Annotated in this window: 30 protein-coding genes; 9 read left to right on the top strand and 21 right to left on the bottom strand. The window is 65.4% G+C overall.

The genetic code is table 11. From position 1 onward, the window contains the following. Positions 1-197: hypothetical protein (locus VEY12_11070; protein HYM40659.1), on the bottom strand; the 197-nt coding region annotated here is incomplete at its 3' end. A 342-nt stretch (positions 198-539) separates the two neighbouring features. On the opposite strand from VEY12_11070, the gene VEY12_11065 reads away from it, so the two are divergent. Then, the gene (locus VEY12_11065; protein ID HYM40658.1) at positions 540-851 is read left to right on the top strand and encodes a hypothetical protein; all 312 of its coding nucleotides are present in this window, start codon (positions 540-542) and stop codon (positions 849-851) included. Between the two features lie 118 nt (positions 852-969). Here VEY12_11065 and VEY12_11060 read toward each other — a convergent pair whose 3' ends face one another. After that, positions 970-1,566: a hypothetical protein gene (locus VEY12_11060; protein ID HYM40657.1), complete on the bottom strand. Its 597-nt coding sequence runs from the start codon at positions 1,564-1,566 to the stop codon at positions 970-972. Between the two features lie 421 nt (positions 1,567-1,987). On the opposite strand from VEY12_11060, the gene VEY12_11055 reads away from it, so the two are divergent. Beyond that, positions 1,988-2,680 carry a hypothetical protein gene (locus VEY12_11055; GenBank protein HYM40656.1) on the top strand — a complete coding sequence of 231 codons (693 nt, stop codon included), beginning with the start codon at positions 1,988-1,990 and terminating at the stop codon, positions 2,678-2,680. A 386-nt stretch (positions 2,681-3,066) separates the two neighbouring features. On the opposite strand, the gene VEY12_11050 is transcribed toward VEY12_11055, so the two are convergent. From VEY12_11050 to VEY12_11040, 3 genes are all read right to left on the bottom strand, one after another. Further along, complete coding sequence (locus VEY12_11050; GenBank protein HYM40655.1) at positions 3,067-3,537, bottom strand: isoprenylcysteine carboxylmethyltransferase family protein; 471 nt, start codon at positions 3,535-3,537, stop codon at positions 3,067-3,069. 217 nt (positions 3,538-3,754) lie between these two features. After that, positions 3,755-4,357 (bottom strand): nicotinamidase, encoded by a 603-nt coding sequence (locus VEY12_11045; GenBank protein ID HYM40654.1) that lies wholly within the window; start codon positions 4,355-4,357, stop codon positions 3,755-3,757. A gap of 52 nt (positions 4,358-4,409) precedes the next feature. Next, a complete protein-coding gene (locus tag VEY12_11040) occupies positions 4,410-4,937 on the bottom strand; it encodes an NUDIX hydrolase (GenBank protein ID HYM40653.1) in 528 nt (175 codons plus the stop codon). Positions 4,938-5,007: 70 nt separating this feature from the next. Between VEY12_11040 and VEY12_11035 the strand changes: the two genes are divergently transcribed. Beyond that, positions 5,008-5,229 carry a transcriptional regulator gene (locus VEY12_11035; protein ID HYM40652.1) on the top strand — a complete coding sequence of 74 codons (222 nt, stop codon included), beginning with the start codon at positions 5,008-5,010 and terminating at the stop codon, positions 5,227-5,229. Positions 5,230-5,235: 6 nt separating this feature from the next. Here VEY12_11035 and VEY12_11030 read toward each other — a convergent pair whose 3' ends face one another. Next, complete coding sequence (locus VEY12_11030; GenBank protein HYM40651.1) at positions 5,236-6,189, bottom strand: deoxyhypusine synthase; 954 nt, start codon at positions 6,187-6,189, stop codon at positions 5,236-5,238. 74 nt (positions 6,190-6,263) lie between these two features. On the opposite strand from VEY12_11030, the gene VEY12_11025 reads away from it, so the two are divergent. After that, the gene (locus VEY12_11025) at positions 6,264-6,767 is read left to right on the top strand and encodes a CBS domain-containing protein (protein ID HYM40650.1); all 504 of its coding nucleotides are present in this window, start codon (positions 6,264-6,266) and stop codon (positions 6,765-6,767) included. Here the strand turns inward: VEY12_11025 and VEY12_11020 are convergent. Beyond that, positions 6,745-7,737 (bottom strand): hypothetical protein, encoded by a 993-nt coding sequence (locus VEY12_11020; protein ID HYM40649.1) that lies wholly within the window; start codon positions 7,735-7,737, stop codon positions 6,745-6,747. The two genes, VEY12_11025 and VEY12_11020, sit on opposite strands and share 23 nt — an antisense overlap. A 55-nt stretch (positions 7,738-7,792) precedes the next feature. Further along, positions 7,793-8,158 (bottom strand): J domain-containing protein, encoded by a 366-nt coding sequence (locus tag VEY12_11015; GenBank protein ID HYM40648.1) that lies wholly within the window; start codon positions 8,156-8,158, stop codon positions 7,793-7,795. An 88-nt stretch (positions 8,159-8,246) separates the two neighbouring features. Between VEY12_11015 and VEY12_11010 the strand changes: the two genes are divergently transcribed. The 3 genes from VEY12_11010 to VEY12_11000 all read left to right on the top strand — a co-directional run bounded on the left by VEY12_11010 (position 8,247) and on the right by VEY12_11000 (position 10,757). Beyond that, complete coding sequence (locus VEY12_11010; GenBank protein HYM40647.1) at positions 8,247-9,416, top strand: AAA family ATPase; 1,170 nt, start codon at positions 8,247-8,249, stop codon at positions 9,414-9,416. 17 nt (positions 9,417-9,433) lie between these two features. Next, the gene (locus VEY12_11005) at positions 9,434-10,021 is read left to right on the top strand and encodes a DUF835 domain-containing protein (protein HYM40646.1); all 588 of its coding nucleotides are present in this window, start codon (positions 9,434-9,436) and stop codon (positions 10,019-10,021) included. A gap of 163 nt (positions 10,022-10,184) precedes the next feature. Further along, on the top strand, positions 10,185-10,757 hold the full coding sequence (locus tag VEY12_11000; protein ID HYM40645.1) for a DUF835 domain-containing protein: 573 nt from the start codon (positions 10,185-10,187) through the stop codon (positions 10,755-10,757). Here the strand turns inward: VEY12_11000 and VEY12_10995 are convergent. Genes VEY12_10995 through VEY12_10965 form a run of 7 tightly spaced genes read right to left on the bottom strand, consistent with a single transcriptional unit; the run spans position 10,754 to position 18,875 of the window. Further along, entirely contained in the window at positions 10,754-12,109 is a 1,356-nt protein-coding gene (locus tag VEY12_10995) for a DHH family phosphoesterase (protein HYM40644.1), read from the bottom strand. The genes VEY12_11000 and VEY12_10995 overlap by 4 nt on opposite strands. Before the next feature lie 8 nt (positions 12,110-12,117). Beyond that, positions 12,118-12,573, bottom strand: coding sequence for a 30S ribosomal protein S15 (locus VEY12_10990; GenBank protein ID HYM40643.1), 456 nt, complete (start codon positions 12,571-12,573; stop codon positions 12,118-12,120). Positions 12,574-12,615: 42 nt separating this feature from the next. Continuing rightward, complete coding sequence (locus VEY12_10985; protein ID HYM40642.1) at positions 12,616-13,410, bottom strand: class I SAM-dependent methyltransferase; 795 nt, start codon at positions 13,408-13,410, stop codon at positions 12,616-12,618. 31 nt (positions 13,411-13,441) lie between these two features. Continuing rightward, positions 13,442-14,104 carry a fibrillarin-like rRNA/tRNA 2'-O-methyltransferase gene (locus tag VEY12_10980; protein HYM40641.1) on the bottom strand — a complete coding sequence of 221 codons (663 nt, stop codon included), beginning with the start codon at positions 14,102-14,104 and terminating at the stop codon, positions 13,442-13,444. 48 nt (positions 14,105-14,152) lie between these two features. Continuing rightward, positions 14,153-15,358: a tetratricopeptide repeat protein gene (locus VEY12_10975; GenBank protein ID HYM40640.1), complete on the bottom strand. Its 1,206-nt coding sequence runs from the start codon at positions 15,356-15,358 to the stop codon at positions 14,153-14,155. Next, positions 15,355-16,275, bottom strand: a complete 921-nt coding sequence (locus tag VEY12_10970; protein HYM40639.1) for a tetratricopeptide repeat protein — start codon at positions 16,273-16,275, stop codon at positions 15,355-15,357. Before VEY12_10970 ends, VEY12_10975 begins: the two co-directional genes overlap by 4 nt. Further along, a complete protein-coding gene (locus VEY12_10965) occupies positions 16,272-18,875 on the bottom strand; it encodes a tetratricopeptide repeat protein (protein ID HYM40638.1) in 2,604 nt (867 codons plus the stop codon). Before VEY12_10965 ends, VEY12_10970 begins: the two co-directional genes overlap by 4 nt. Positions 18,876-18,993: 118 nt before the next feature. Between VEY12_10965 and VEY12_10960 the strand changes: the two genes are divergently transcribed. Further along, the gene (locus VEY12_10960; GenBank protein ID HYM40637.1) at positions 18,994-19,452 is read left to right on the top strand and encodes a GNAT family N-acetyltransferase; all 459 of its coding nucleotides are present in this window, start codon (positions 18,994-18,996) and stop codon (positions 19,450-19,452) included. An 86-nt stretch (positions 19,453-19,538) separates the two neighbouring features. Beyond that, positions 19,539-19,934, top strand: coding sequence for an iron-sulfur cluster insertion protein ErpA (gene erpA / locus VEY12_10955; protein ID HYM40636.1), 396 nt, complete (start codon positions 19,539-19,541; stop codon positions 19,932-19,934). Positions 19,935-19,976: 42 nt separating this feature from the next. Here erpA and VEY12_10950 read toward each other — a convergent pair whose 3' ends face one another. From VEY12_10950 to pstS, 6 genes are all read right to left on the bottom strand, one after another. Continuing rightward, on the bottom strand, positions 19,977-21,011 hold the full coding sequence (locus VEY12_10950; GenBank protein HYM40635.1) for a Coenzyme F420 hydrogenase/dehydrogenase, beta subunit C-terminal domain: 1,035 nt from the start codon (positions 21,009-21,011) through the stop codon (positions 19,977-19,979). A gap of 410 nt (positions 21,012-21,421) precedes the next feature. Continuing rightward, a complete protein-coding gene (gene phoU / locus VEY12_10945; protein HYM40634.1) occupies positions 21,422-22,126 on the bottom strand; it encodes a phosphate signaling complex protein PhoU in 705 nt (234 codons plus the stop codon). Next, entirely contained in the window at positions 22,126-22,866 is a 741-nt protein-coding gene (pstB, locus tag VEY12_10940) for a phosphate ABC transporter ATP-binding protein PstB (protein HYM40633.1), read from the bottom strand. Before pstB ends, phoU begins: the two co-directional genes overlap by 1 nt. Positions 22,867-22,874: 8 nt before the next feature. Beyond that, a complete protein-coding gene (gene pstA, locus VEY12_10935; protein ID HYM40632.1) occupies positions 22,875-23,759 on the bottom strand; it encodes a phosphate ABC transporter permease PstA in 885 nt (294 codons plus the stop codon). After that, positions 23,759-24,721: a phosphate ABC transporter permease subunit PstC gene (gene pstC, locus VEY12_10930; protein ID HYM40631.1), complete on the bottom strand. Its 963-nt coding sequence runs from the start codon at positions 24,719-24,721 to the stop codon at positions 23,759-23,761. Before pstC ends, pstA begins: the two co-directional genes overlap by 1 nt. Before the next feature lie 15 nt (positions 24,722-24,736). Further along, a complete protein-coding gene (pstS, locus tag VEY12_10925) occupies positions 24,737-25,927 on the bottom strand; it encodes a phosphate ABC transporter substrate-binding protein PstS (protein HYM40630.1) in 1,191 nt (396 codons plus the stop codon). Between the last annotated feature and the right edge of the window lie 191 nt (positions 25,928-26,118).

Raw genomic sequence — 26,118 nt, 5'->3', positions numbered from 1 at the left:
GGCCGTCCGCCGAGCGTGCCATCATACGAGAGATCCTCCACGGATTCCTTTTTCGGGGGTGGTACGCGCTCGCACCTGTCGAACGGAATTCTAATCTGATCGCCGAGCTCGAAACCGAATACCTCGAGCAGCGGTCTTGGCACCACGATCGCTGCGTTCTCCCCGTATCCAACTATCTGAAGCGTTGCGTTCTTCATCGATCTCGCCCTGCCCCGGAGTAGACCCTCGAACTATATTAAGTATCACCTATATACAACTCTAAACCTTTTTGGCCCCCGACGGTCACTAATCTGTGAGCCGCAGTCGGTAGGCCCCTGAGGTGCTTCACGAACTGGCAGTGCGCCCGCTTCGCATGATCCCCGTCAGGGGGACCATCCATCCGGAGTCGGTTAACGAAACCACCGAGACCTCCGAGCGCACGTGCCCAGCGGTTTGCTCCTTCGTAGGTTGAGCAAGTCCTGAATCCCACGCCGGAGAGCGCCCTCCAGGTACATTCATGCCATCGAAAACCCATCGCGACATAGGTGGGAGGTGGCGGGATGGCAGATCCACTGTTGACAACGGTAGTCACAATCGTGGCTGGTTTTTGGGGAGCTGTGGGCGGAGTCATCTATTGGGCGACTCCGAATCGGCCTGAGGGAGCACTCGCGTTTCTCAAGCGGGTTAGTGTGGGATTTGCCGCGGCAGCGGTGACGAGCGCGTTCGCGGGAGTCTCCCCCTTCGATGCAGGCGGAGCTTGGGACACGGTATCAATCGGTAAGCTGATTGCAGCCGGATTCGTGGGGCTTGCAGGGATTGCGAGTTTCCTACCTGAGCATCTCAACGTGAACGTCCAGAAGAAGAGCCAGTAAACCCTGCCGTGGCAGCCTGGAGCCACCATACTCGAGGCTTTCATTGCAACGGCCGGGGAGCGAATTCGGACCTTCGCGCAGAGCGACGACTCGATAGGAAATAGCCGTCTCCCCACGCCTACAGCCTGATGGTATCTAATGCTCTGAGCGCGATTTCCATGTTGAATGTGCCCGGCTCAAGGGGGTGGCTTATCACCATCCCTCGGGTGCATAGGTCCCTGGTCCCCCGCTTGCCGATGAACGCCGCGCGGATGGTGAGGTCATAGGTTCCCGGGAGGAACCCCGGAAAGGCGCCTGTGGACGGAGCAAAAATCAGGTGCTTGTCCGAAGAGCTCGCTGGCTGAAGCGTGAACGGGCGCATGAGGGTTTCCTGGTTCAGCTTCATGTCTGCCTTGTAGCGTTCGATGGTAGCTTCCGTCATGCAGTAGAAGATGTACTCCTTGCGCTGTTGATCGATTGCCGTGACCTTCAGATCAAGGTAGTCGACATGAACCGGCCTCGCCCCAGAGTTAGTGAAGAATGTTGTGAGGCCGATAACGGTTTCACCGTTGGGATGAACGATGTAGCCAAGGCATCGAGGGGCTTCGCAAGTGAGCCTCCCGGGCCGGAGAACGGTCCAATAGAGCACGAAGAGCGAGATGACGATGGAGATGAATGCGAGGAGATCGCTGAGACTTGCCTGACCCACGGCGCCGAAGACGTCCACTATGTCCAACCCTCCACCTTCCCCAACCCTACACCGTGCGGTCTCCGAACCGCTTGAGGCGCTCATCACCGGTTGGGGATTCTGAGTGGAGTATCGACAAGACCGAGATGAACCTATCCCAGGCGTAGGCGCGGGCCTGGGTCGCTTCGCCGGACCAGGGCGCCGGGGGTTTCGTCCGAAACGCCATCCTAACTAACGGCATAGAACCGGTACGACTGGGCGGGGAACCTCATTGCCACGACGGATGCCAATGGGCACACGACTCGCTTTGCCTATGGCTCCTTCAACCGCCTGCCTTCGAAAACCACGCCGCTGAACGAAGTCACGACACATGCCCATGACGCAGCGGGGAACCGCATCCGCCGGACCGACGGGGATGGGGCGACGACCCAGGAAAGAATCCATTACCTCTACGATCGTTTACATGTGCGTGGTCGACGCGGATACACTCACCCTCACGCTGATTTCGGGACTTGCCGGCGCGATCCTCGGTGCAATAGTTGGTGGCTGGATCAGCGGTCGTTATGCGATTGATGCGGTCAGGCGGCAGAGTCTCCGCTCCGTTAGGCAGGATGCCTACGCTCGCATCCTGCGCTACTTGCACGAAATAGAGGACCTCACCAAGGCTTTGGCTCAGGTGTCGAAGGTGAATGAGGAGCACGTGAAGGACGTAGATACCGCGGCCGAACAGGTCACCGCGGCTCTTTCGCCACTCTCGGGCCTCCTCAGCGAGGATGCGTATTCCAAGGCACTGAATGTCGCTGACGCAGAACGGGCGGGCTCAGCAGACATGGACGCACTGAAACGGTTCGTCCGGAAAGCAAAACAGCAGAGCGGCCTGGCCATCAGGCACCGACTCAGCCAGCTCCTGTACCAGTTCAAGAACGACACTTCCGACTTCAAGTTATGCGACCCTCCCCCGGGAGTCGAGACAGCCCTCACATCCGCACAGAATTCGTTAACGGCGGTGCTCAATCTACGCGCGCTCATCGAGCCGGTCGCCGAGACGCCGGGATTTGATCTCAACTGGGGGCCTCTGGACGACAGGATCGCTCATGCCCAGGCTGCTATCCAGGCGCTCAGGGACAAGATGGTGGCTGATCTGAGGGCCACCCTGGGATAGGGTCCGCTGGCACGATGGCCGATCGGTGGCCAGTCATGTGACGGAGCCGGATTGCATTACCGCCGTGGATGACCTCCTCAAGCCGATGCGAACCGCCTTCGCGAACCCCTGAGGGTTTCACCACCCGCTGGCAGTACCGACAGCGTGGCAAGGCCAGGCCTTGGCAATGGGTATCGCCATTGAAGAAGAACCTCTATTTGCCCCTACGGGAATCAGAGTAGCCCCCATTCATGGCAAAAGTGTACACTGCGAAGCGAACCCAACCATGCACCTTAAGTTAACGGAACCGTAAAGCACGGTTCTTTGACGTCAAGTCTGACGGGGTCTGGCCACCCGCGCCAGGATCCGGCCAAACGGCCTGTGATGGTTGTCCGACGGGCGCGGCATCAAGCCGGTGGCATGGGCGACCCCGGCTCATTCCTGGCGGCTTTCCGCTTCCGAGGGAGGAAGAATCCTGCGCGTCCTTGGTAGGCCCGGTAAGCATCACCGTAGGTTTCAATCAGCTCCGCTTCTTCCTTCCTTGCAACGACGACGCCTTCGAGCAGGAAGAGAAGCACGAGGGCGGCGAAGTTCTGAGCAAGGAGGACCCATCCGATGCCGAGGAGGAAGGCTGCCAGGTGCATTGGATGCCGGATGCGCGCATACGGTCCGCGTTCAATGAGGACCCGCTCGCTCGGGAGCCTGCCATAGACGTGTCTCTCGATGAGGTACGTCGTCCATGTGAACAGTGGCAGGGCGACGAACACCAAGATCGCTCCAAACGACTGGAGCGCCGCTGCCTGCGGGAGATCCCAGCCCCATCCGGCAGCGTAGAAGATCGCCCTCGTCTCAGCGAGTCCGTCGAGGGCAAGTCCCATCGTCACGATGGACGGTAGGCTGAACATGATCGCGCCAACGGCGGAGGAAACACGGTCTCGGCCCCCCTTGCGTTCCCGGAGTCGCTCGGAACTGCGGCCAGGAGTTTCGAAGCGACGCTCCCAGTAGAGGGCCAAAAGGATCGAGCCGGTCCACCATACCCCACTGCCGAGGAGAAGGACAGAGGCGATCGCCAAAGGTAGCATGCGAAATCCCCCGTCAGACTGGCGGGAGGAACCTTGCCACCCCGCGGCTCTCCACGAAGGGCACGCCCGCTCCGCGCATCTCGCGAGTCGCGGTCTCAGAATCTCCGGGTTTGAGGTCGACGCCCTTAATGGCGTCCTCCAGGACCCGCACTCGGAGGCCCCGGCGCGTTGCGTCCAGCGCCGTGGCCCGGACGCAGTAGTCCGTGGCGAGGCCGCAGAGGAAGATCTCGTCCACGCCCAGGTCGCGGATCACGGATTCGAGGTCGCGGCCCTGCCCGTTGTACGCCTGGAAGCCCGAATAGGAGTCCTGCTCCGGATCCATCCCCTTGGAGAGGACGATCGCGTCCCGGGGCAAGCGCAGGTCCGGATGGAACCGCGCTCCCTTCGTCCCCTGGATGCAGTGGGGCGGCCACGCGCCGCCGAACTCCTTGAAGTGCCTCGTGACGCGGGGGTGCCAGTCCCGGGTCGCGAGGACGGGGAGATCGCGACGCTCGAAGAGCTCGATCAGGCGATTCACGCGGGGGACGATTCGATCGCCCTCGGGCACGGCGAGGGCGCCGCCGGGGCAGAAGTCGTTCTGCACGTCGACGACCAGGAGGGCCGGCCTGCGGGGCATCGCCGGTCTCGGGTAATTCGGCGGTCAGGATAGAGATTTGCGTCCGCTGGGTTCAGGGGCGCTGGACCAGACGCCGGAAATCCTCGACATAGTCCTCGCGGAAGGCCATGGTGTTGGGCAATGCGTCGAACCATCGCACCTCGAGCACGTCGGACCCCGGCTGGCACTCCGCGGCGGCCGCGCGAGCGACGAACTGCGCGAAGTATCCGTGGCGCACGCGGGAGCCGTCCGTGAGGTTCTGTTGGATGATCCTCGTCAGGAGGGGACCAATCACGCCAAGGCCCACCTCCTCGCGCACCTCGCGCTCGAAGCCCTCCAGGACCGTCTCGCCCCCCTCGAGCTTTCCGCCGGGCGTCAGCCACACATCCCCCCAACCTTTCGAGGGGACGTGTTTCAGGAGCAGGACGCGACCGCGGCCATCGTGAAGCAGCCCGCCCGACGCCCACCAGGGGACGGATTCGGCCTGCCGAAAGATCGGATGCTCCCGCGGCACCGCCTCCGTCTTCTTCACGATGGGCACGCGGCCGAATCGCTCGAACGCGTCCGCGAGACGATCCTTGCAGACGCCCGCCCGAGCCATCCATACAAAAAGGGGAGCAAGCCTATTTAATACAGGGCCGAGTTCCCGCGGACGCTAGGGAGGCGGGCGAATGCCCCTGGAGAACGTTTCGGACCGAGCGAACAAGGTCTACGATGTCATGAAGTCGGCCGGCATGACTTCCGAAGACAAGATGCGGGATGCGGACGCAATCACGAAGATGGCCAAGCTGCCCAAAGGGTTCGTTCTGTCCGCACTCCAAGAGCTCGAGTCCAAGGGCTACGCGAAGCGACGCGCCCGTGAGAAGGCCGCGGGATACTACCTCACCAAGTGAGGCGAGTCACCGGCGTCGCCGGGCGATGGCCGCCCCGATCATCAGCGGAAGGATCGCCGAGGCGTCGCCCTCGATCGTGATCTGCCGCGCATCCTCCTTGACCTTGCCCCAGGAGATCCCCTCGCGCACGCGCGCCCCGCTCAGGCTTCCGTCCCACTCCGGCGCCGTCGTGATGTAGACCGCGTAGTCGAGCCCGCCGCGGAACTGGTTCCACCAGATCGTGTGGTGCTTGGAAACGCCTCCGCCGATCATCAGGGCGCCTGACTCCTTCGCGGTGAAGACCAGATCCATGAGGTCCTGCTCGTCCCGAAACAGGTCGAGCCGGAAGTCCTTGTGCTCCTGCCAGAACGACCAGAGCTGGTAGCCCACGGACCCGTCGAAGGGCGCGGGCACGTAGACGGGCACCTGGTTCTTCCACGCCCACCAGAGCAGCGATTCGCGCGATTCCGTCCGGCGGCCGAACTCCCAGAGCAGGTCCTTCGTGGAGAGGTTCCGCCTCCCCGCGTCGTGCAGGTCCTGGAGCATGGGCCGGAGCTTGCGTTCCAGGACGATCCCGTACGATTCGTTCGGGATCAGGACGTTGCCCAGCCGGTTCACGCCCTGACGGTGCAGGGCGACATCGTCCATCTCGAACTCGCCGTGGTAGTACGGTTGCCAGACGCGGGCCAGATCGTGGTCCGCCGTCCCGCAGGTGGTGATGACCACGTCCACGAGACGCTTCTCCACGAGCAGGCGGAGGACGCCGCGGACCCCCGTCGCCATGAGGGCCGCGGGGAACGAGAGGAAGGTGCGGCAGTCGCGGCGCGCGAACATGGTCCGCAGGATGTCGACCCCGGTCGCGATCTTCTTCGCGGTGAAGCCCCCCGCCGCCTCCATCTGGGCCACGAGGCCCTCGACGGTCGCCGCGCGTGAGAGGTCGATGTCCTCCACCTTGCGGCGGAGGACGTTCGAGCGTCGCATCGCGCGGGGATTCCGAGGGCTTGGTAAAAAGGTATGGAGGAGGATAGATAGGCGGGGACTCCCATCGCGCCGCCATGGCCCTCAAAATCCGAGACGTGATGTCCCAGGAGCCCATCACGCTCCAGCCCACGGCCACCCTCCGTGAGGCCGCCATCACCCTCGCCGACGAGAGCGTCGGCGGCTGTCCCGTCGTGGATGCGCAGGGGCGGATCATCGGCATGCTGAGCGAGGCGGACATCCTCGAGGCCCTCAAGACGCAGCACAAGGAACTGCGGATGCTCATGCCCCCGGAGATCACCTTCGGCATCTCGTTCGTCGAGATCATCAAGGAGCGGGAGGCGCTCGCGGCGTTCAAGGAGGTCGAGAACCGCCTCGTCAAGGACATCATGACCAAGGACGTCCACGCGGTCACCCCGGACGATTCCGTGGAACGTGCGATCCGCCTCATGGTCCAGCACAAGATCCACCGGATCCCCGTGGTGCAGGACGACCGCCTCGTCGGGATCGTGACGCGGGGCGACGTCCTCCGCGGCTTCTTCCGCCAGGTGGGCCAGCCTAGACACCAAGGAGTCCTCTGAGCCGCTCTCGGAGCCCCAGGGCACCCCGCCATCGGAACTCCACGTCGCAGTCCGAGCAGCGGCCCCACCCGTCCTCGAAGAACAGGAGATGGCCGGAGCCGCAGGCGCCGCAGAGCCCCGGGGCGGGGCGCGCGATCCCGCGACGCGTCCGTTCCTCCTCGACGTGGGACGAGAGTCGGTACGCGGCCTCCTCGGCGTTGTGGGCGAAGGTCAGGCCCGCGAGGTAGTCCCCTTTCGCGAGGACGTCGCGCGATTGACGCAGCAGCGTCCGGACGTCGGCCACGCTGAGATCGTAGGACTCGGCCTCCTGAAGGAGGGGCTCGCATCCGGCGATGATCGCGCGGGCCCGCTCGATCTGGTCCTCCCGGAGCTGGATGGCGCGGTTGATCTGGCGCAACTGGGCCTGGATGGCGAGACGTTCCGCCTGCCGGATGAGCTCCCCCGCCTGGACGTATTCCTGAGAGGAGACCGCATCCGCGGCGCGCAGCCGAAGGTCCTCCGCGTCCGCCACGTCGGCCCCGACCTTCTGGGCGGCTCCGATGTGGTCCGCGACGGTCGAGAGGGCGGCCTCGATCTCCTTGATTCGGCGCTCGCGCGCCTCGGCGGCAAGCCGAGATGCGCGGGCCAGGTCCTCCTCGGCAGGCGCGAGGTTTCCCTCCTCGACCGCCTGCGCGGCGGCCTTCCAGGCATCCTCGGCCGCCCCCACGGCGGCTCCGAGGTTCGCGGCCTCTCGGATGGCGTCCCGCGTTGCCGCGAGCCGCTCCCCCGTCTGGCTGGCGGCCGAGCCCGTCCCTCCCCGAGCGGCGATTTCGGCCCGGATGGCCTCCGCGGAAGGACTCGCCAGGAGGGCGTCGGCCACCTCGAATTTGGACCGGAGGCCGCGCACGAGGACGCCGTGCCGGTCCGCGAGATTCCGCAGCTCCCGCCAGCGCAGCCCGCGGAGGAGTTCCGCATCCGAGTCGGAGGGCATCGACCCCGTCCGCGCGTCGAACCGCCCCCCGCGCGATAAACGTTGCGGGGAGACCTCACGCGTCCGCGGGCCGGTAGCGCCGGAGGACTTCGACGGCCCATTGGACCTTGCGGAACTCGTGCGGATCGCCGCCATGGTCGGGATGGAACTGCTTTGCGCGCTCCCGGAACGCCCGCTCGACGGCCTCGCGGGTCGGCCACCCGCGCCCGAAGCGGGGCGGATGGATCGTGACCGTCTCGAACCCGAGGATTCGTAGGGCCGCCTGAATACCCTTCGTCTGGAGGTAGAATTCCCGGAGGTCGTCGAAGATGCCGCCCGCCTCATGCCCGCCCTCGATGCCGAACCGGCGATGGCCCTCGCCGACCGCGGAGTCCGTGCGGTGATCGCGGCCGCAAGCGAAACAGAAAAACCGATCCGCCACGCGGTCAGATGGGCGCGCTCCCACATGGGCTTTGGCCTCCGAACCGGTGGGCAAAGACTTTATTGAACGGAGCCGCGATGGAGCGTCCGTGTCGTTCCGGGCGGGGCCCTCCGTGTTCAAGGACCAGGCCAAGCTCTCCTTCGACTACGTCCCGGAGAAGATGCTGCACCGCGAGCCCCAGATGCAGCGCCTATTCAGCTACTTCCGGCCCATCGTGGACGCGGGCATCTCGAGCAACGCCTTCCTCTACGGTCCCGTGGGGACGGGAAAGACGCACAGCGCGAAGCGGTTCTGCATGGACTTCAAGAAGTATGCGGACCAGAAGGGGCGCGCGCTCGACTACATGCCCGTGAACTGCCGCAAGAACCTGGGCGACGACGCGGTTCTGCTCACCTTGGTCCGCCACTTCGACGCGCACTTCCCAGATCGGGGCTTCTCCATCTCCGAGAAGCTGGAGACCCTGCGGCGGCACCTCGAGAAGAACAGACTCCATTTCATCGTGATCCTGGACGAGGTGGACGCCCTCTTGAAGAAGAGCGGCGCCGACCTCATCTACTCCTTCGCGCGAATCGCCGAGGAGAGCAGCTCCGCGAAGGGCAACATCTCCATGATGTTGATCTCCCAGCGGTCGAACGCGCTGGACTACATGGACCCCGCGGCGCTGAGCACGTTCCGACGGTCCAACGTGGTCGAATTCCCCAGGTACGGGATGCAGGAGCTCGGCGACATCGTGTCGGACCGCGTGCGGCTCGCGATGCATCCCGGCACCGTGGAGGGCGACCTCGTCAAGCTGATCGCGGACATCGCCTCGGAGCTCGGAGACGCGCGGTACGCGATCGAGCTCCTGGACAAGGCGGGCATGCTCGCGGACGAGGAGGGGGCCGAGGCCCTGTCCGCGGAGCACGTCCGCGGCGCCAAGGCGCAGGTCCATCCCACGGGCCTCGAGGAGCGACTCGCGCTCCTGGACACGCCCAAGAAGGTCGTCCTGCTCGCCATCGCGCGGAGAATCCGGCGGAAGGCGTACATCACGATGGGCGAGGCCGAGGAGGCGTACAGACTCGTGTGCGAGGAGTACGGGGAGCAGCGCCGCGCCCATACGCAATTCTGGAAGTACGTCGGAGACCTCGACGCGCTCGGCCTGATCGACACGAAGCTCAGCGGCGAGGGCGTCGTGGGCAAGACGACCCTGATCTCCCTGCCCGAGATCCCGTCCAAGATCCTAGCTGATAATCTGGAAAGAGGTTTAAAGAGGCGATGACCGATTTTGAGTAAAGCATGGGATGGGTGCACGCAGAGGACCACGAATACGGGTCCGAGGACGATTTCGTAAGAACTGGGCTACCTATGGACATCGAGAAAGGCGTCTGCTACCTCGTCAAGGAGAAGAAGCCCGACGTGAGCTACCGACTCCTCGAGGTGCTCCTGGAACAGAAGCTGCCGGGCCTCGTGGTCACGCGGCAGTACCCGGAGCGGGTGCGGCGCGAACGGGGCCTGACGGACGTCCGGATCCTCTGGTTAAGCCACACCCCCGGTGAGGACTTCCACAACCCGACGGCCATCGGGACGCTCGCCAAGGTCCTCCAGAAGTTCATCGAGGACAACGGCGGCGAGGGCGTGATCCTCCTGGACGGGCTCGAGTTCCTGATCATCAACAACGGCTTCCTCCAGACGCTCATGTTCGTGGAGCATGTGAACGAGTTCATCATGCAGCACCGCGCGATCCTTCTGCTGCCGGTGAGCCCGGAGACCCTGGAGGAGAAAGAGCTCGCGCTCCTCGAGCGGAACATCAAGGTCCTCGAGTCCCCCGCCCTGAAGACGGATCTCGAGACGCGCGAGGTCAGCAAGCTCCTCGACACGTACTGAGGACGTTGCAGCCCCTAGCCCATGATAGCACAACGTCCACCATCGTATCCGGTTCTGTCATCGTGCTCAGTTTTGTACGAACATTTGTTGAACCTGTTGCCTGAGAGTGATAATTGGCTGCCAAGGCTGAAGAATAAGCCCGTTATATTCTTGATTGGGATGAATGCTGCAAGCCGATGACGTCCGACAGAACGGGTTAGGGGCGCCCTTCCATGTCGAGGAGGGGGCATGCTACCTGGCCAGAGGCAAGTCCGTCGAGTCGGCCTACCGGCTCTTCCAGCATCTTGCCGACGAAGGGATTCCCGGACTGTGTGTCAGCCGCATCTATCCGGACCGGGTCCGGACGAAATACGGACTGCTCCGCGTGCCGGTGTGGTGGATCTCCCAGAGCCCGGGGGACGATCACTTCGACCCCACGGCGGTTGGGAGCCTTGCGAGCGCCATCGAGAGCTTCATCGACGAGCATCCGTCTGGCAGCCTGATCCTCCTGGACGGCATCGAATTCATCATGGCCCATATCGGCTTCGCCAAGACCTTGTTCTTCGTCGAACACCTGAACGAATACGTGATGCCTCGCCGAGCGACGATGCTCTTCCCCGTGAACCCGGAGTGCTTCGAGCCTGTGGAGTTCGCGCGGCTCGAGCGATTCATGGAGGGCATCGAAGAGCCGGAACTGCGGGATAGCCTCGACACGTTCGACATGAACCGCAGCCTGCTCGGCGGCCCGCGGTACTAGCTACGAGAAAGCTGCCGGCCCACGATGTCGTCGACCAGGGTGAGGAACTTCTCCTCCTTGCCCTTCGGGATCGTAGCCCCCGAGGCGATGCTGTGCCCTCCGCCGTCCCCGCCAATGGATTCCGCCGCCTCGCGCAAGGCTGCCGCGAGGTCCACGCCCCTCGCGATCATGCTGCGCGTCGCCCGCGCGGACACTTTCGTCTGCCTATCCAGGACGGAGAGGCCAAGGACGGGCTTCGACTGCTCGAAGAAAAACTGGATCCCGGCGCCCGCCACGGACCCCGCAAGGCTCGGCTCCTCGCAGTAGAAGAACTGGATGTACTTCTTCGCGAACAGACCCTCCGTCTCCAGCTTGCGGAGGTACTCGAGCACTTTGGAGGTGTACAGATCGAGGAGAGACTCTGCCCTCGCCAAGGCCTCTCGATCCCCGAGGCATACCGCCATCCCGAGCCCCATCTGCTCGAGGCGGTCGCAGCTGTTCACATAGGCCTCGAGATCCTGGGCGTAAATCTGGTCCGGCTCGATCCAGTAGCGGTCCTCTACGAGGACCTCAAGCGCCTCGGGCGCGGCTCCCTGCTCCAGGAGGCGGGTAATGAGCACGGAGGTCAAGCGGCGCCGCTGGGCGGCGTCGAGCTGGCGCAGGGCCGCGGCGGGGTCAATTCCCGCGGACCGGAGGAACGCCTCGGCGGCTTCCGTGCGACCGCCCATTCCCCGGAAGTAGGGCGAGATGGAAAGGGCGAGGGCCTGCGCGACCGGACGGTCGCGGAGGGCGATCCGACGCTCCGGAACCAAGATCTTCCGCTCCGCCGCCTCTCCGAAGAGCGCAGCATTGACCCCGATGAAGCCGCCCACGTCCTGCTTGTCCCCGATGGCGCCCGCGGCGGCGATCCCGGCCAGGTCCCAGTTCGCATCGTCGAGTGCCAAGGTGAACAGCCACGTCGTCGTTGCGCCGCACATCTCCCGAGCCCCGTCGACCCCGAAGAGATGCGGGTTGACGTGGACCACGCGCTCGGAGTCTCGGAGCGGCTTGTGGTGGTCCAGGACAATCACGGGGAACGGGAGGGCCTCGAGGAGATCGAGCTGGGCGGATCCCATGTCGCTCACGATGAGGAGCTCGCTGGGCTCCGCCTTGACGCGCTCCACGGTCGCCGCGTCCAAAGCGTGGGACATCGTCGCGTGCACGCGTTTCCCGCGGCGCATCAACGCGCGCGCGAGGATGGCCGCGGACGTCGTCCCGTCCGGATCGTAGTGGCAGAGGATCCGCACGCGCGAGACGCGGTCCACCTGCCCGCCGGCGGCACGGACGCGGTCGAGCAGGCCTTGAGGCGCCAGGTCCTCCAGGCGCTTGCCCATCGCCGCACCTACTTCACTTGGAGCTCCGCGAGCTTCGCTGAGTAGTCCCAGTCCGCGGGGAGGACGCCCTCCTCCTTGTAGTACTTCGAGAGGCGCCGGATCTTCGACTCGATGAGGTGCAGTCCTCGCTGATTGCTCAGGTCCTTCTTGTGCTCCTGGAAGTGGGGCTGGAGGGAGGCGGCGCGCCTGATCAGGCTCGCGAGGTCCTCGGGCATGGCGAACTTGATGTTCTTCTCCTTGAGGATCTGGGTGACGCTCTTGCCCGTCGCCAGGCGGACGTTCGGCACGCCGTACGCGTCCCGCAGGCGGACTCCGATGGCCGCCGTCGTGAGCCCTTCTTGGTGGAGCTGGAGGATCATCTCCTCGATCTCCGCCTTTTCCATGGCCACCCATTCTGGGTTGGCCTTCAGGAAAGGACGCGTCGAACCGCTCTTGCCCTTGCGTCGGGCATGGAGGCGTGCCATCGGATTTCCTCGGAGGGAAGGCCGCATACCGCGTGCCGGTATTTAAGATTGCTTGGGCGCACGCGCGCGCGCAACGGCCATGATACGGAACGTGTCCCGCGCAGGGCGTCGGAAGCCCTTCTGAACGTTCGTCGCCGCGTAGGCCCCGACCAGATCGAAGCCGCACCGACGGAGTAGCGCCCGCATCTCCGGAATCGTGTACGTTCGGAGGACGTGGTCCTCGTCGAACCGATCCAGGATCTTCCTAGACCGGAAGACAAAGAAGTGATACGCGACCGAGACCAGGTGCCGATGCACGTCGTACCGGCCCTCGCCGAGGCGGATGAGTTCATACTCGGGGCCCGCCTTGTGGAACCAATCATCCCGCGGCCGCGCCGCGGGAGTGTGCCAGAACTCGAAGACGAAGACGGCACCGGGGTTGAGGTGGCGGCGCAGGGAGCGCAAGCAGCGCACGAAGTCCATGGAGCGTGTGAGGTATCCGATGGCCACAAACATGCACACCGCGGCGTCGAAGGTGCGGCCCAGGCGGAACGTGCGCATGTCACCGTGCACGAACCGCACTGGGAGCCGGGCGTTCCTGGCCTTGCGGCGGGCGATGGCAAGCTGGGCCTGGGACAAATCCAGGCCCGTGACCTCGTACCCGCGCCGAGCCAGAGGGAGGTCGTGGTTGCCCGTGCCGCATCCGAGGTCGAGGAGGGCGCGCGGAGGAGAGCGCATCGTCCGACGGAAGACGGCCTCCAGGAAATCCACATCGCCGTCGTAGTTCACGAGATCGTGGTAGATGAAATCGTAGTAGGCGGCGAAGCGCCGGTACGCCGACCGCGTCTGGGCAGGCACAATCCCCTCACGCAGCACGCCGCGTATGAGGTTAGCGCTTGCGAACGACCAGCGCGCAGTGGTCCTCCTGGAAAGGATCCAGGGGGCGCGTGTCCAGAATCTGGAGCCCGGCCTTCCGGAGAGCACCCGCGGCCCGTGCGTACACGTCCGGGGGCCGCGCGGCCACGTCGACCGAGCGCGCCTTGAGCATGAGAAACCCCACGCCCTCCGACCTCAGGAACTTCGCGTTGCGTACGAAGATCTCCACCTGGTCCCGCTGGGCCACATCCTGGTACAGGACGTCCACCGTCCCGGCATGGCCGGCGTACGTCGCGGGGCGGGCCGCATCTCCCAGGACGGGCGCCAAGTTTGGGCGAATCTCCGCGACGGACACAAGATCGCGGAAGACCCGAGGGGAGATCTCGACGGCCACGATGTTCCCCTCAGGGCAGAGGTCCGAGATGTGGCTCACCGTGGTTCCGCTCCCCGCGCCTAGGTAAAGGACGGACGCTGAGGGCGTGAAGGGCCACTCCCGGCCGCCGCGCTTCAGGTAGGCGGCGAGCTTGCTGCGGGTCGCATCCCACTTGCGGTACTCGACCCCGCCGTCCTTCACGAGCCCCTCGCCGTAGACGGTCGTCCCGGGCACGAGGTTCCGCGTGAAGAGCCACGAGCCGTCCGTGTAGACGCCGGCCTGCGTCGCGGGTCGAAGGGGCACGCGGGCGCGATACGGATAGGCGGACTTGAGGGTTGTGCGCCTCCGGGCTCACCGGCGGTGTGATCCGCGTACCCGCGGCGTGTGCCCGGTCGGACGTCTCTTCCCCTTTCGCACTCCGGGGCGAGCCGTCTGGGCCGAGCGACGCCGGCCTCGCGCAGGAATCCGCTTCCTCCGGGTTCGAACCGTCTTCTTCCGCCTGCGAGGCCCCTTGCGACGCTGGGCCCGCGGGGACCTGCGGGGTGCGCGGCGCCGCGGCCTGGGAGGTTGGAGGCGCTTGCGGGCCGCCGTGGCCTCCGGATCCCGCGGCTTCAGGGCGAGGAGCCGTGTGTAGGAGTCCAAAGCGGCCGACCGCTGGTCCGTGGCCTCCTGGACTTTCGCAACGTTCAGCAGAATCTGCGGCGTCTCCATGTGCTTCGCCGCGCGTTCGAGGTTCACCGCGGCGGACTTGGTCTGGTCGGCCCGAAGGTAGGCCACCCCAAGGTTGTTCAGGGCGATGGCCTGCCGGGGATCCTGTTCGAGCACCCCGCGGAAGACGCCGATCGCCTCCCGCGTGCGCCCTCCCAGGAGGAGCGCCGAACCCCGGTCAATCCAGCTCGCCTGGTCCCGCGGGCGGACTCGGAGGGCTTCGCGGTACGCCTCCGCGGCCGCCTCGAACCGGCGTCCCTTGAGCAAGAGGGTGCCGAGGCCGCGCCACAATTCTGCGAGATGAGGGTACGCCTCGAACGCATCGCGCAGGACGGTAGCCGCCTCGTCCGTCCAGCCCCCGCGCGCCAGGAAGACGGATTTCAGGAGGAGACCCCGGAGGTCTTGCGGCCGGGAGGCCAGGTAGGCGTCGCAGGCGCGGACCGCGCCTTCGCAGTTGCCCGAGGCGGCGAGGGATTCTGCCCGGTGGAGGTCCGCGGCCGCGTCCCCCATCTGGATCGCGCGATCGAAGTCCTTGGCCGCTTCTGTGAGGTCACCCGCGCCCAAGTGAGCGGATCCGAGGCCCACCCACGGGGAAGGCTCATCGAGGTGGAGGGTGGACTCCCACAGTCGGATAGCGGCATCGGGGTGGCCGAGCCGCGTCAGGAGGGCGGCTTGATGCTGGACCCCGGGTCGCCACGCCTCGGGACGCACGCGCCGACGCACGTGGTCGAGGACCCGCATTCGCACGACCTCGCTCCGACCCTTCGGGTTCAGGCCTAGCTCCGCGCAGATCCGTTCGAGGGCGGACCAGTCCGCGTGCTCGACCTCGGCGAGGGACGGGAGGCTCATCGGGTCACCTCGCGGCATTTCGCGACGATCTCGCAGTCCCCGCAACCCGGGTCGCCGTCCGCGTGCGTGCCGAAGCACTCGTACACGCCGCGGTAGAAGTCCACCTTCCCCCGCAGCTCCCGGGCCCGCCGCACGCCAGCTCGGGCTTCCTTGAGGGTGGGGTCGAGCTCGAGCGCGCGTTCGAAGGCCTTCAGGGCCATCGTCGACTCGAGGAGACCGAGATGGGCGAGCCCCTTGGCGTACCAGAGCCACGCGACGTCCCGGATCCGGAGGGCGCGGTCCGCCCAGAAGGCCACGTCGCCGTGGTGGCCCTGCCTCTGGGAGAGGAAGAGGCGGTTCACCATGGCGTCGAAGAAATCGGGATTGAAGTGGAGGGCCTCCCGGAAGCAGTCGGCCGCGCGGGCCTCCTCGCCGAGCCGAAGCAGGGCCGCGCCCTTGTTGTTCCACGCGGGCGCGTGCTCGGGCCGCAGGGAGAGGACCTTGTCGTAACAGGCGATCGCACCGTCGTAGTCCTTGAGGTCATGGAGGGCCGCGCCCTTGTTCAGCCACGCCTCCACGAGGCGGGGACGGAGCTTCGTGAGCTGGTCGTACGCCTCCGCCTCCTCCCGGTACCGACGGAGCTCGTGGAGGGAGGCGGCGAGTCCCATCCACCCCTCCTCGGACTCTGGGTTGTAGCGGATCGCTTGCGCGAAACTCTGGAGCGCACCGTCGAAGTCCCCCATTCGGCGGAGCGCGTGGCCTCGCAGGAGCCACGCCACATCGTATTCGGGTTTGAGCCGCAGCGCCTCGTTGAACTGGCGGAGGGCGTCGTCGTAGCGGGCGCCATCCAGGGCCTTCCGACCCGCATGGACCGCGGCCTCGAGCCGGTCCACGCTCGGCAGGAACCGCTCCCCGACCGCCTCGCGGCCCGTGCTCATCCCGGACCGCCTCGCCGGACGTGTCGGAGGCAGGTCTCCCGCCACCGGCGCGCGATCTCGTCCTGCGGATCCAACGCGAGTGCACGGTCGTAGGCGGCGAGCGCCTCCTCGTACCGCTCCAGTTGCTGGAGGGCCGTCCCCTGTCCCGTCCACGCCTTCGCGCTCTTCGGATCCTGCTCCACGGCCTCCTCGTAGCGGAGAAGGGCCATGTCGGGATCGCCCGCCTCCAGGGCGAGCTCGGCGAGCTGGAGCAGGACGTGGGTCTCCTCCCGCTCCGGCTCCACGGATTCCACGAACGCCTTGAAGTCCGCCGAGATTTCGGGCCCGCGCTCCTCTTCGTCCTGGACCTCGCGCCCGGCGCGACGAAGCTCCTCCGCGAAGGAGGCCGCCTTGATCTCCTCCTCCTCGGAAACCCCGGGAGCCTCTTCGGGCTCGTGGGCCTCCGCGGGTTCGGCCCGCGCGGGCTCGGCGCGGGACGGCTTACGCGAAGGCGCATGGAGCGGGCGGAGCAGGCCCTCGGCATCCCGCTTCCCGGAGAGCGCCTCCTCCCGTTCGGGCTGGAAGGAGAGGACCTTATCGAAGCACTCGAGGGCTTCCTGGGGGCGCTCGTGGGCGAGCAGGACCTGTCCCTTCGCGAGCCAGGCGTCGAACAGATCCCATTTGAGGGCCAAGGCGCGGTTGTAGAACTGTACCGCCGCGCCCCAGCGGCCCTTGCGCCGGAGCAGCTCGCCCTTGCGGAAGAGGATCTCCGGATCCTTGCCTTCCTTCCCCAGGGCGCGTGCGAACAGCCCTTCCGCGGCCGCGATATCGCCGAGACTCAGGAACGTGTCTCCGAGCCCCAGAATGGCCTTGGGGTTCTCCGGGTCCAGGTCCAGGACGGCCTGGTATAGGATTGCGGCCTCGTTCGCGTGCCCGTCGCGCCGGAGCTGCTCCGCCTTGAGGACAATGTCGTCGGATCTCCGCGGCTCAATCCGGAGGGCCTCCCGAAGCGCGTCCACGGCGTCCGCGAGGCGGCCCATCCCGAACAGGAGGTTCGCCCGCTCGAACCACGCCTGGCGGTTGCGACGGTCCAGGTCCAAGACGCGCGTGTAGCACTGGAGTGCGTCCTCCGTCTCGTCGAGCAAGACGTGGACTTCGGCCTTGTCGAACCAGAACACCTTGTCGTCGGGATGCTCCGCCAAGAGGCGGTCGTAGCACTGCAGGGCCGCGCGGTAGTCCCCCTCCTCGAGGAAGGTCTGCGCCTCCTCCCGCAGATCGATGGCCCGAGTCTCCTCCTCCACCTCGCCGGGGACGAGCTCGAAGCGGATCGCCTTGGCCAGGCCGGGCGTGACCCCCTGGCACTGCTCGAGGGCCCTGGCATCCGCCGACCGGAGCGAGTCGAGGTCGAGGAACGCGGCGACAAGGACCTGGGCGACGTCCTCCGTCATCCCGGGAATCGTGCCCAGTGCCTGGAGCACGGCCAGGCGCTTCTCGTCCTTCTCGAGGGCTTGGAGGCGCTCCGTGACGGAGCGCTTCTCCTCGGCGACCGCCTTCGCAGCTTCCGCCACGGATTGCTCCTTCTCCCGGAGAGCCTTCTCCTTGGATTCGACCTCGCCCGAGCGTTCGCGAATCCATTCGTCGATGCGATCACGCTCCTTGGCAATCTCTCCGCGGATCTCCCCCCGGAGCTCCTCCTTCATCCCAGCGAGCTCCGTGGTGAGGGTCTTCATGACCTCGGCAGGCTCGGGAGCCGGCGGAGGCGGGGGAGGCAGTGAAACGGATGGAGCAGGCGTTGCCTGAGGCTCCTCGGGCTCCGGTTCCGGTTCGGGCTCCGGCTCGGGTTCGGGGGCGGGCTGGGGTTCGGGCTCAGGAAGCGGAAGAGGAGGCTCAGGCGCGGGCACGGGCTCCGGGCCGGGAGCGGGACCCGGTGCCTCTGCTTCCGCGCGGGCCTCGGGTGGCGTCTCGCCAGCTTGTGACGGCTTTTGGGGCGGTCTCTCGGCCTCCGGGACCGGCTCAGGCGCTTCGAGTGGTGCTTCCCCAGAGGGTGCCTCGGGCTCCGACGCTTCCTGGGGAACTGCAGCAGGCGTCTCCTCGAGTTCCTCCGGAGCCAGTTCGACCGCTCGACTGACCGAAGCGGGAATGGCCTCCGCCGCCGACGTCACCGACGGACTCAGGGCCTTCGCGCGGACCCCGTACTCCTGAGCGAGATGGGCCGGCACCCACTCGCGCGAACCCAGGTACCGGTACAGGTCGGCGAGGGCCGCCCGGATTCCGACGTCCGAGGGAGGGGAGCGCCGGCCTTCCGCGAGGAAGGCGTGGAGTATCTCCGCGTCCCCGGCGCTCACGACGGGGTTCGGGTTCGAGCGCAGATCCAGGAGCTCGATGAGCCGCACCGCGTCCGCGGTTCCCGGCTCGCGAGGGACCGACCTCCACTCGATCGTGTCGCCCTCCGCCGCGAGGATCGCGACCTCGCGCGGGGCGAGCAGGTCGAGGAGGGAAGGTCCGGGAAGAAGGGCCGGATCGAGCCAGAACGGACGGTAGGCGACGAGGAAGTCGATGCAGGACGCGCAGAGGGGTTCGCGACTCACGGCGCCGCACCGAAGGCAGCGCGAGGGGAGCACGGACCTCGGTACGGGGACGCGAGATATAAAGGCTGGTCGGCGAAAACCTTCCCGGGAGGGCGACACCTTCATCGAGCCTGGGGGCTTTCCACGGCGCGGGGAACCTGTGGATATCCGGATGCGCCGGGGCCGTCGGGCCGACGTGAAGACGATCTGGGCGGCGACCCTGCAAACGGTCTGGGACGACCTGCCCGCGGACGAGCGTACGCGACTGAACCGGGAGGTGTGGGAGAAGGATTTCCGCCGCAAACTCATGCCCTACGTCGAGGGCGGCCGGACCGAGACCTGGGTCGCCGAGGATCCCGGAGGGGCGTTCCTCGGCTACCTCCTCCTCGGCGAGAGCGGGTGGCTCACGCCGGAGCCCCACGGCTTCATCTTCGACGTCTGGGTGTCGCCGGAGCAACGCGGAAAGGGGATCGGGAAGCACCTCGTGGCGTGGGCCGCAGACTGGGCCCGATCCAAAGGGTACCACAAGATCAAGCTCGAGGTGGCGGACCCCAACGCCCGTGCCCGTCATATCTACGAGGAGCTGGGCTTCTCCTACGAGCGGCACTACATGGGCAAGGACTTAGGCTGACCGAATCCCGTCCATGTCGCGCAAACGGGCAACAAAGTGTTAAATAACGGGCCCATGGTTGTATGACTCCCTGGCGAGGTGAAGCGATGTTCCAGGTCACTCTGTCCGAGAACGCGGTTGGGAAGCTCCAGGAACTGATCAAGAAGAACGGCACCGCGGAGGACACCTACCTTCGTATGTACGTGGCGGGCGGCGGATGCTCCGGCTTCCGCTACGGCCTGGCGTTGGACGACAAGGTCCATGAGGGCGACGAGATCGTCCAAGCCAGCGGCGTCAAGGTCGTCGTGGATCCGAACAGCCGCGAGTATCTCGACGGATCGAGCATCGACTACGTGGAGAGCGTCGCGGGCAGCGGATTCATGGTCAGCAACCCGAACAACTGGTCCACCTGCGGTTGCGGGCAGAGCTTCAACAAGAAGGGCGAGGCGGCCCCGGACGCGCAGGAAGGCCACCACGAGCACGCCCACGCGCACTCGCACTAGGCCGGCCCATGTGCATCGGTCGGGCGTTCAGCGGGAGCGGGTTCACCGGAGCTTGCCGGTGAGTTCCTTCTTGATCCCCACCATGGCGTTGAGGTAGGACAGCGTGCGCTGCTCCTCTTCTGTGACGTCGACCTTGCCGTAGAGCTGAGCCGATGGCGCCAGGAAGCCGTCCCGCATCGCCTGGTCCACGACCACGCCGCCCTTCTCCGTGCGCACGATGACCGCCTCGAAGAGCTCCTCGTTGCCCACATGGCCCACGCTGACGTCGCTGAACCGCGCGGTGAAGTCGTAGCACTGGAGGCAGTTCGCATTCACCAGGCCGGCGACCTCGTCCTGACTGACCTTCTTGGACTCGCCCTCCGACGGCGTGAACTCGAGCTCCTCGCCGACGTAGCCGACTTGGCGGATGTCTCCGGGATCGAACCCGAGGATTTCGCGGAGCTTCTGGCCTCCCCAGGCGCCGGGCGAGAAGTTGCCGTAGCAGAAGGTCCCCGTGCCGAACGCGAGTTCGTATCCGGGTGCGAACTGATCCCACAGCAACTTGCGCACCGTGTAGATCTGGCACGGACGACCCATCACGGCGATCCGCGGGTGAAGACCGCGGTCCGCCTCCGTGAAGCGCTTGAGCTGCGTGAGCGTGAGGAGGTTCGCGCGGAGCCCGCTTCCCGTCACGACCGCCCGCCCGGCGCCCATACGGAGCTGCCAGGCACGGTACAGGTCCTTCTTCGTGAACGCCATGACCGGTTCCTCGGTCACGCTCTGGTGCGCCAGGAACACGACGTCGGCCATGTCCTCCTCGAGCAGGTACCACAGGAGCGTGCCGGCGACGCGATACCCGGGGTGCTGGCGGAACTCGCGGTCGCGGCTCGAGAGGTTCAGGACTCGGTAGTACGAGCCGAGCAGTGACTTGTCGGGTTGGAACTCCCGGATCATCTCCGAATCGGGTCGCAGGATCTTGGGCGCGTTCACGAATTCGTTCCCGCAGGATTGGCAGCGGTCCGCGTAGAACAGGACCTCCTGGCCCGCGATGTCCAACGCGTATTCGTCAATCCGTTGCAGGGTTCCTCCGCACGCCACACACGACCCGTCCGTCACAGGCGGGTTGAGGGACGCTTCACCGACGGCAGGCATTTCTCTCCCTTCGACGGCAAAGGCGAGCGGAACGCGTATGGACTATGGGTATGCAGAATACGTAAAACTGGAACGCGGGTCGGCCGAACCCAGGACCAAGGATCCGGCACGTGCGCCCGGCAGGAATCCAAAAACGGCAAAAGGCCGCGCGATTGGATCGCGCGAATCACTTCAGGGCGAATTCAACTTGGTGCGTCTCTTCGTTGGCACCGCGGACGAGCTTCCAAGCCTCGAAGTCGTCCCACGTTCGGGTTTCAATGTTCGCTTCCATCGGCCGGATGGAGGACGGAAGCGGTCTATATAGATGGCCGCCGGATTCTATATTGGCTCTATAGATGTCGCTCCGCGCGATGCACTCATCCCGAGGAGCGCTTGGCACGGTCGGCCGCCCGGACACGCGGCGGCCACTCCCCCGTGACCATGTACACCACCCGCAGTCCGATGTTCACCGCATGGTCTGCAATCCGCTCCAGGTAGCGGTTGATGAGAATGTACCGCGCGCCAATCTCCGGGTCAAGACGTCCCGACTTCATCGCCTGGACGATCTCGGCGAGAATCTCGTCATGGAGGCGATCCACGGTGTCATCGACCTCCGTGATGTTCCGGACCGGGTCCGCGTTGCGCTTGAGATAGGCGTCGACGGTGAGCTCAACCATGCGGATCGTGTCCTCCGCCATCTCGGGAATCTTGACGAGATCCTTGAGCCCGGGTGGGACTTGGCCCCGGAACGACAGTGTGATCTCTGCGATGTCCTTCGAGTAGCGAGCGATGCGGTCGAGGTCCGTGGTGATCTTCAGCGAGGTCGTGATGGCCCGAAGGTCCCTCGCCACGGGCGCATGAAGGGCAATCAGGTCCACGCACGTTCTCTCGATCTCTTCCTGGAGGCCGTACACCTCCTGGTCCAGCGTGAACACCTCCTCCGCCACGCTCGCATCCCCACGAGAGAGTCCGTCCATTGCCTTCCGGATCGACAGCTCGCTCAGCTCCGCCAACGTCGCCATGTTCTCGTCGAGCTGCGCGAGCCCCCTGGCCAAGGCCTTGCGTTCCGCCTTCTCAGGCATCAACCGAACCTCCCTGTGATGTACTTCTCCGTGAGCTCCTCGTGCGGACGCTCGAACAGCTCCCGCGTTCCCCCGAATTCGATGAGCTTGCCGAGGTACAGGAATGCGGTCGAGTCCGCCACCCGGGCAGCCTGCTGCATGTTGTGGGTCACGATGACCACCGTGTACTCCTTCTTCAGGTCGAAGATGAGATCCTCGATCTTCGCAGTCGCGATGGGGTCCAGGGCGGAGCACGGCTCGTCCATGAGGAGCACCTCGGGCTCGACGGCCAGGGCACGGGCGATGCAGAGCCGCTGTTGCTGGCCACCCGAAAGCCCGACGCCGGGCTTCCCGAGCGACTCCTTCACCTCGTCCCAGAGGGCGGCCTTCACCAGGCTGCCCTTCACGGCTCGATCGAGCGCCCGACGGTCCCGCGTTCCGTTGAGCCGCAGTCCCGCCGCGACGTTGTCGTACACGGACATCGTGGGAAACGGATTTGCCCTCTGGAAGACCATGCCGACCCTCCGGCGAACTGCAACCGGATCCTGATCGTAGATATTCTTCCCATCGAGGAGGACCTCACCCTCAATCCGCGCCTTCGGGACGGTCTCATGCATCCGGTTCAAGCAGCGAATCAACGTGGATTTTCCGCAACCGGACGGCCCGATGATCGCGGTCGCCTCATGCTCGGCAAACTCGAGGTTGATGTCGTGGATGGCCTCCTTCTGACCGTACCAGGCGCTGACCTGCAGCGCCTGCATCTTCGTGGTCACGCCCCAATCCTCCTCTCCCGGAAGCGGGGGCGAAGGAGCCACCTTGCAACGATGCTGAGTCCGAGCATGAGCAAGACGAGCACCAAGGCCGAGCCCCATGCCATCGTGATCCACGTCGGGTACGGATACGAGCTGAGCGTATAGACGTTCAGGGTCAGTGTCTGCACAGGCGACCCGAGACCCTGGAAGTAGCCCGGGTTGCCGAACGAGGTCAGGATCAGGGGAGCGGTCTCACCGCCGATTCGGCCGAGGGCCAAGAGAATTCCGGTGAGGATGCCGTCCCGCGCCGCGCTGGCGACGACACGGAGGGAGACGCGGAACCGGGGAATCCCGAGAGCGAGGCCCGCCTCCCGCACGGAGGCGGGGACCAGGACGAGTGCTTCCATGGCCGCGATCGCCACGAACGGCATCATGATGAGAGAAAGGGCCAGAGCCCCGGCAATCGTGCTGTATACGAACTGCGGCAGGGCAAGTTCGAAGAGGCTGAACACGAAGACGCCCATGACGATGGATGGCAGCCCGGTCATGACATCGGCAAAGAAGCGGACTGCCGTTCCGAATCGGCCGCGGCCGAACTCGGAAAGGTACACGCCCGTGAGGACCCCCACGGGGATTGCAATCGCCGAGGACAACGCGAGGAGAATCACGGTTCCCTCGAGCGCATTGCCCACCCCAGCGGGTGGGCAAGTGATCGTGCCGTAGGGTACGCAGCTCGGTTGGGTCGCGGTGAGGAAGGATGGGGTGATGGCGCCCGCGCCGCGAACGATCACCTCGAACAGGATGCTCCCTAGAGGGACGAGTGCTGCGGCCACGCAAAGGAGCGAAACACCGACCATGGACCAGTTCTTCCACCGGCGACGCGTGTCCCGATCGAACCGCATCAGGCGACCCCCTGGCGCGCTCCAAGGAACCGCCAAATCATGATGCGCGCGAAGATATTGATGACCAGGTCCAGCGCCAGGAGGACGAGCGCAATCTCCAAGACCGCACTCAGCTCGAGCCCCAGCGCTTCCCGCGCGTTGTTCGCGATGAGGCTGGCGAGGGTCTGCGCGGGGGCGAAGAGGGAGGAGGGAATCGAGTTGCTGTTCCCGATGACCATGGTGACCGCCATGGTCTCGCCGAACGCCCTCGCGAACCCGAGCATCACAGCGCCGAAGAACCCCGAACGCGCGTACTTCAGGACCGCCAGCCGAGTGGTCTCCCACCGTGTCGCCCCGAGGCTCAGCGCCGCTTCCCGCTGGCTCTGAGGCACGGCGAGAAGGGATTCGCGGGTGACCGCGGAAACGGTCGGAATGATCATGATGGCCAGGATGATGCCTGCGGTCAGCAGGCCGTATCCGTAGGCCGGACCCTGGAAGAGGGGCAGAGATCCCAGATTCGACTTCAGCCAAGGCTCGACGGTGTCCGCCATCAGCGGCACCAGCACGTAGATCCCCCAGAGCCCGTAGACGACGGAAGGGATCGCAGCGAGGAGCTCCACGAGGTAGGTCAACGGCGTCCGGATGAAGGGGGGCGCGATTTCGGACGCAAAGATCGCGATGCCGAGACTAATCGGAACGCCAAGAACGAGCGCGATGGCGGACGTGGCCAGGGTACCGAAGATGAACGGGAGAGCACCGTAGACATTATGCCCCGGGTCCCAGTTGGTCCCGCCTAGGAAGCCGAATCCGTACTGGCCGAGCGTGTCCCGGGAGACGCCGATCATCACGGCGACGATCAGGCCGAGAAAGGTGAGGAGGATGACGGCCGAGGCTCCTGTGCCCCAATGAAAGAAGGCGTCCCCTAGGGAGGCGCCGGGGGAAGGCCGACGCTTCCCGAAGGGGAGCTTGAGTCCGAATGCCATCCTAGGTACCGCGCCTCACGCGCCCGTCTGGAGCGCCGCACCGTTGAAGGTCATCGACCGGATCGTCGTCTCGTCGTTCGTGACCACAGTCGTGGGCAACGGAACGTAGGATAGCTGCTTGGCGTACGGCTGTCCCGAGTGAATCGCCCACCACAGGAACGCCACGAGCGCCTGAGCCTTGGCCTGGTTCATCTGCCCGGACCCCTGACCCGACGGGTACACGTTGAGTTCCAGATACACGAGTAGGTAGGTAAAGGTGCAGATGGGGTAGCTGTTGCTCCCGGGGGCGTTCACGATGGTGACGTGGGACCAATCGCCGTTTCCCGCGGGCAACGTAGCCGAGGCGTTCGCGGCGTCGGCCTGCGTCGTCTGCAGCGTCGGCAGGACGTAGTTGTTCCCGTCGTGGTTCATGATCTTGGCGTACGACATGCCGATCTGGAGGGCGTACGCGAGTTCGACATACCCGACGGCGTTCTTGGTCTGCTGAACCGTGTTGGCGACGCCTTGGTTCCCGTTCCCTGCCAGCTCGGACTTCGGCCAGTTGATGGTCTTGCTCGTGCCGTAGATCTGCTTGAACGTGGTGCTGATGTGGGACAGATAGTCGGAGAACGCGAACGTGGTGCCGCTCGAGTCGGAGCGGTGGACCGGGATGATCGTCGCATCCGGGAAGGATACGCCCGGGTTGAGGGACTTGATGGCGGTGTCGTTCCAGTTCGTGATGTTGCCCATGAAAATCTGCGCCACAACAGGCCCCGTGAGGTTCACATGGATCGGCACACCCGGGAGGTTGTAGGCGACCGTGATGGCGCCCAAGCTCTCGGGAATCGTCAGGAGAGACGGGTACTGGCCATGCGCCGTGCCGTTGAGGGGCGCGTCGGTGCCGCCGAAGTCGAGCGTCTTCTGCTCAATCCCGTTGATCCCGCCGCCGCTGCCGATGCCGTTGTAGTTCACCTGAACTCCCGTCGCGTTCTTGTACTGGGCGGCCCAAAGGGTGATGATCGGATAGGCGAACGTCGATCCCGCTCCCAGGAGAGTAATCGCCTGGGTCCCGGACGATCCGAGTCCGAACCAGTTCGTCGCGAGTCCTCCTCCCACGAGCGCTACGACGACCACCACCGCCACGACCCCGAGGATGAGGCCACGCCGGCTCTTCGGGTGCTGGATGATCTCTTCCTTTTCCGGAGATTGGCTGTCTGTCGCGCTCATTAGTTCGATGTCTCCGGAGGCCACCGAGTCGACCCATCCTCTATGTCGCTTCCCAACGGAGTCTCGACTGTCAACGAGTGTCGGACGGAGTCCTATATAGACTATAGTGCCAAGTCTTTAAGCTCTATAGTCCATGAAGAACACCGGGCGAACGGACATGGAAGGGAGGAAATTGCAGCTCACCGGGGGAT

The sequence above is a fragment of the Thermoplasmata archaeon genome, assembly GCA_035632695.1.
Lineage (GTDB): Archaea > Thermoplasmatota > Thermoplasmata > RBG-16-68-12 > RBG-16-68-12 > RBG-16-68-12.
Note: the sequence above shows the minus strand (reverse complement) of the source record. Positions and strands in the feature narration are given on the sequence as shown.

Excerpts from the sequence above, each read along its gene's own strand:
- VEY12_11065 (HYM40658.1), top strand. The coding sequence starts at position 540 with ATGGCAGATCCACTGTTGACAACGGTAGTCACAATCGTGGCTGGTTTT.
- VEY12_11050 (HYM40655.1), bottom strand. The coding sequence starts at position 3,537 with ATGGGACTTGCCCTCGACGGACTCGCTGAGACGAGGGCGATCTTCTAC.
- VEY12_11045 (HYM40654.1), bottom strand. The coding sequence starts at position 4,357 with ATGCCCCGCAGGCCGGCCCTCCTGGTCGTCGACGTGCAGAACGACTTC.
- VEY12_11040 (HYM40653.1), bottom strand. The coding sequence starts at position 4,937 with ATGGCTCGGGCGGGCGTCTGCAAGGATCGTCTCGCGGACGCGTTCGAG.
- VEY12_11035 (HYM40652.1), top strand. The coding sequence starts at position 5,008 with ATGCCCCTGGAGAACGTTTCGGACCGAGCGAACAAGGTCTACGATGTC.
- VEY12_11030 (HYM40651.1), bottom strand. The coding sequence starts at position 6,189 with ATGCGACGCTCGAACGTCCTCCGCCGCAAGGTGGAGGACATCGACCTC.
- VEY12_11025 (HYM40650.1), top strand. The coding sequence starts at position 6,264 with ATGGCCCTCAAAATCCGAGACGTGATGTCCCAGGAGCCCATCACGCTC.
- VEY12_11020 (HYM40649.1), bottom strand. The coding sequence starts at position 7,737 with ATGCCCTCCGACTCGGATGCGGAACTCCTCCGCGGGCTGCGCTGGCGG.
- VEY12_11005 (HYM40646.1), top strand. The coding sequence starts at position 9,434 with ATGGGATGGGTGCACGCAGAGGACCACGAATACGGGTCCGAGGACGAT.
- VEY12_11000 (HYM40645.1), top strand. The coding sequence starts at position 10,185 with ATGCTGCAAGCCGATGACGTCCGACAGAACGGGTTAGGGGCGCCCTTC.
- VEY12_10995 (HYM40644.1), bottom strand. The coding sequence starts at position 12,109 with ATGGGCAAGCGCCTGGAGGACCTGGCGCCTCAAGGCCTGCTCGACCGC.
- VEY12_10990 (HYM40643.1), bottom strand. The coding sequence starts at position 12,573 with ATGGCACGCCTCCATGCCCGACGCAAGGGCAAGAGCGGTTCGACGCGT.
- VEY12_10975 (HYM40640.1), bottom strand. The coding sequence starts at position 15,358 with ATGAGCCTCCCGTCCCTCGCCGAGGTCGAGCACGCGGACTGGTCCGCC.
- VEY12_10970 (HYM40639.1), bottom strand. The coding sequence starts at position 16,275 with ATGAGCACGGGCCGCGAGGCGGTCGGGGAGCGGTTCCTGCCGAGCGTG.
- VEY12_10960 (HYM40637.1), top strand. The coding sequence starts at position 18,994 with ATGCGCCGGGGCCGTCGGGCCGACGTGAAGACGATCTGGGCGGCGACC.
- erpA (HYM40636.1), top strand. The coding sequence starts at position 19,539 with ATGTTCCAGGTCACTCTGTCCGAGAACGCGGTTGGGAAGCTCCAGGAA.
- phoU (HYM40634.1), bottom strand. The coding sequence starts at position 22,126 with ATGCCTGAGAAGGCGGAACGCAAGGCCTTGGCCAGGGGGCTCGCGCAG.
- pstB (HYM40633.1), bottom strand. The coding sequence starts at position 22,866 with ATGCAGGCGCTGCAGGTCAGCGCCTGGTACGGTCAGAAGGAGGCCATC.
- pstA (HYM40632.1), bottom strand. The coding sequence starts at position 23,759 with ATGCGGTTCGATCGGGACACGCGTCGCCGGTGGAAGAACTGGTCCATG.
- pstC (HYM40631.1), bottom strand. The coding sequence starts at position 24,721 with ATGGCATTCGGACTCAAGCTCCCCTTCGGGAAGCGTCGGCCTTCCCCC.
- pstS (HYM40630.1), bottom strand. The coding sequence starts at position 25,927 with ATGAGCGCGACAGACAGCCAATCTCCGGAAAAGGAAGAGATCATCCAG.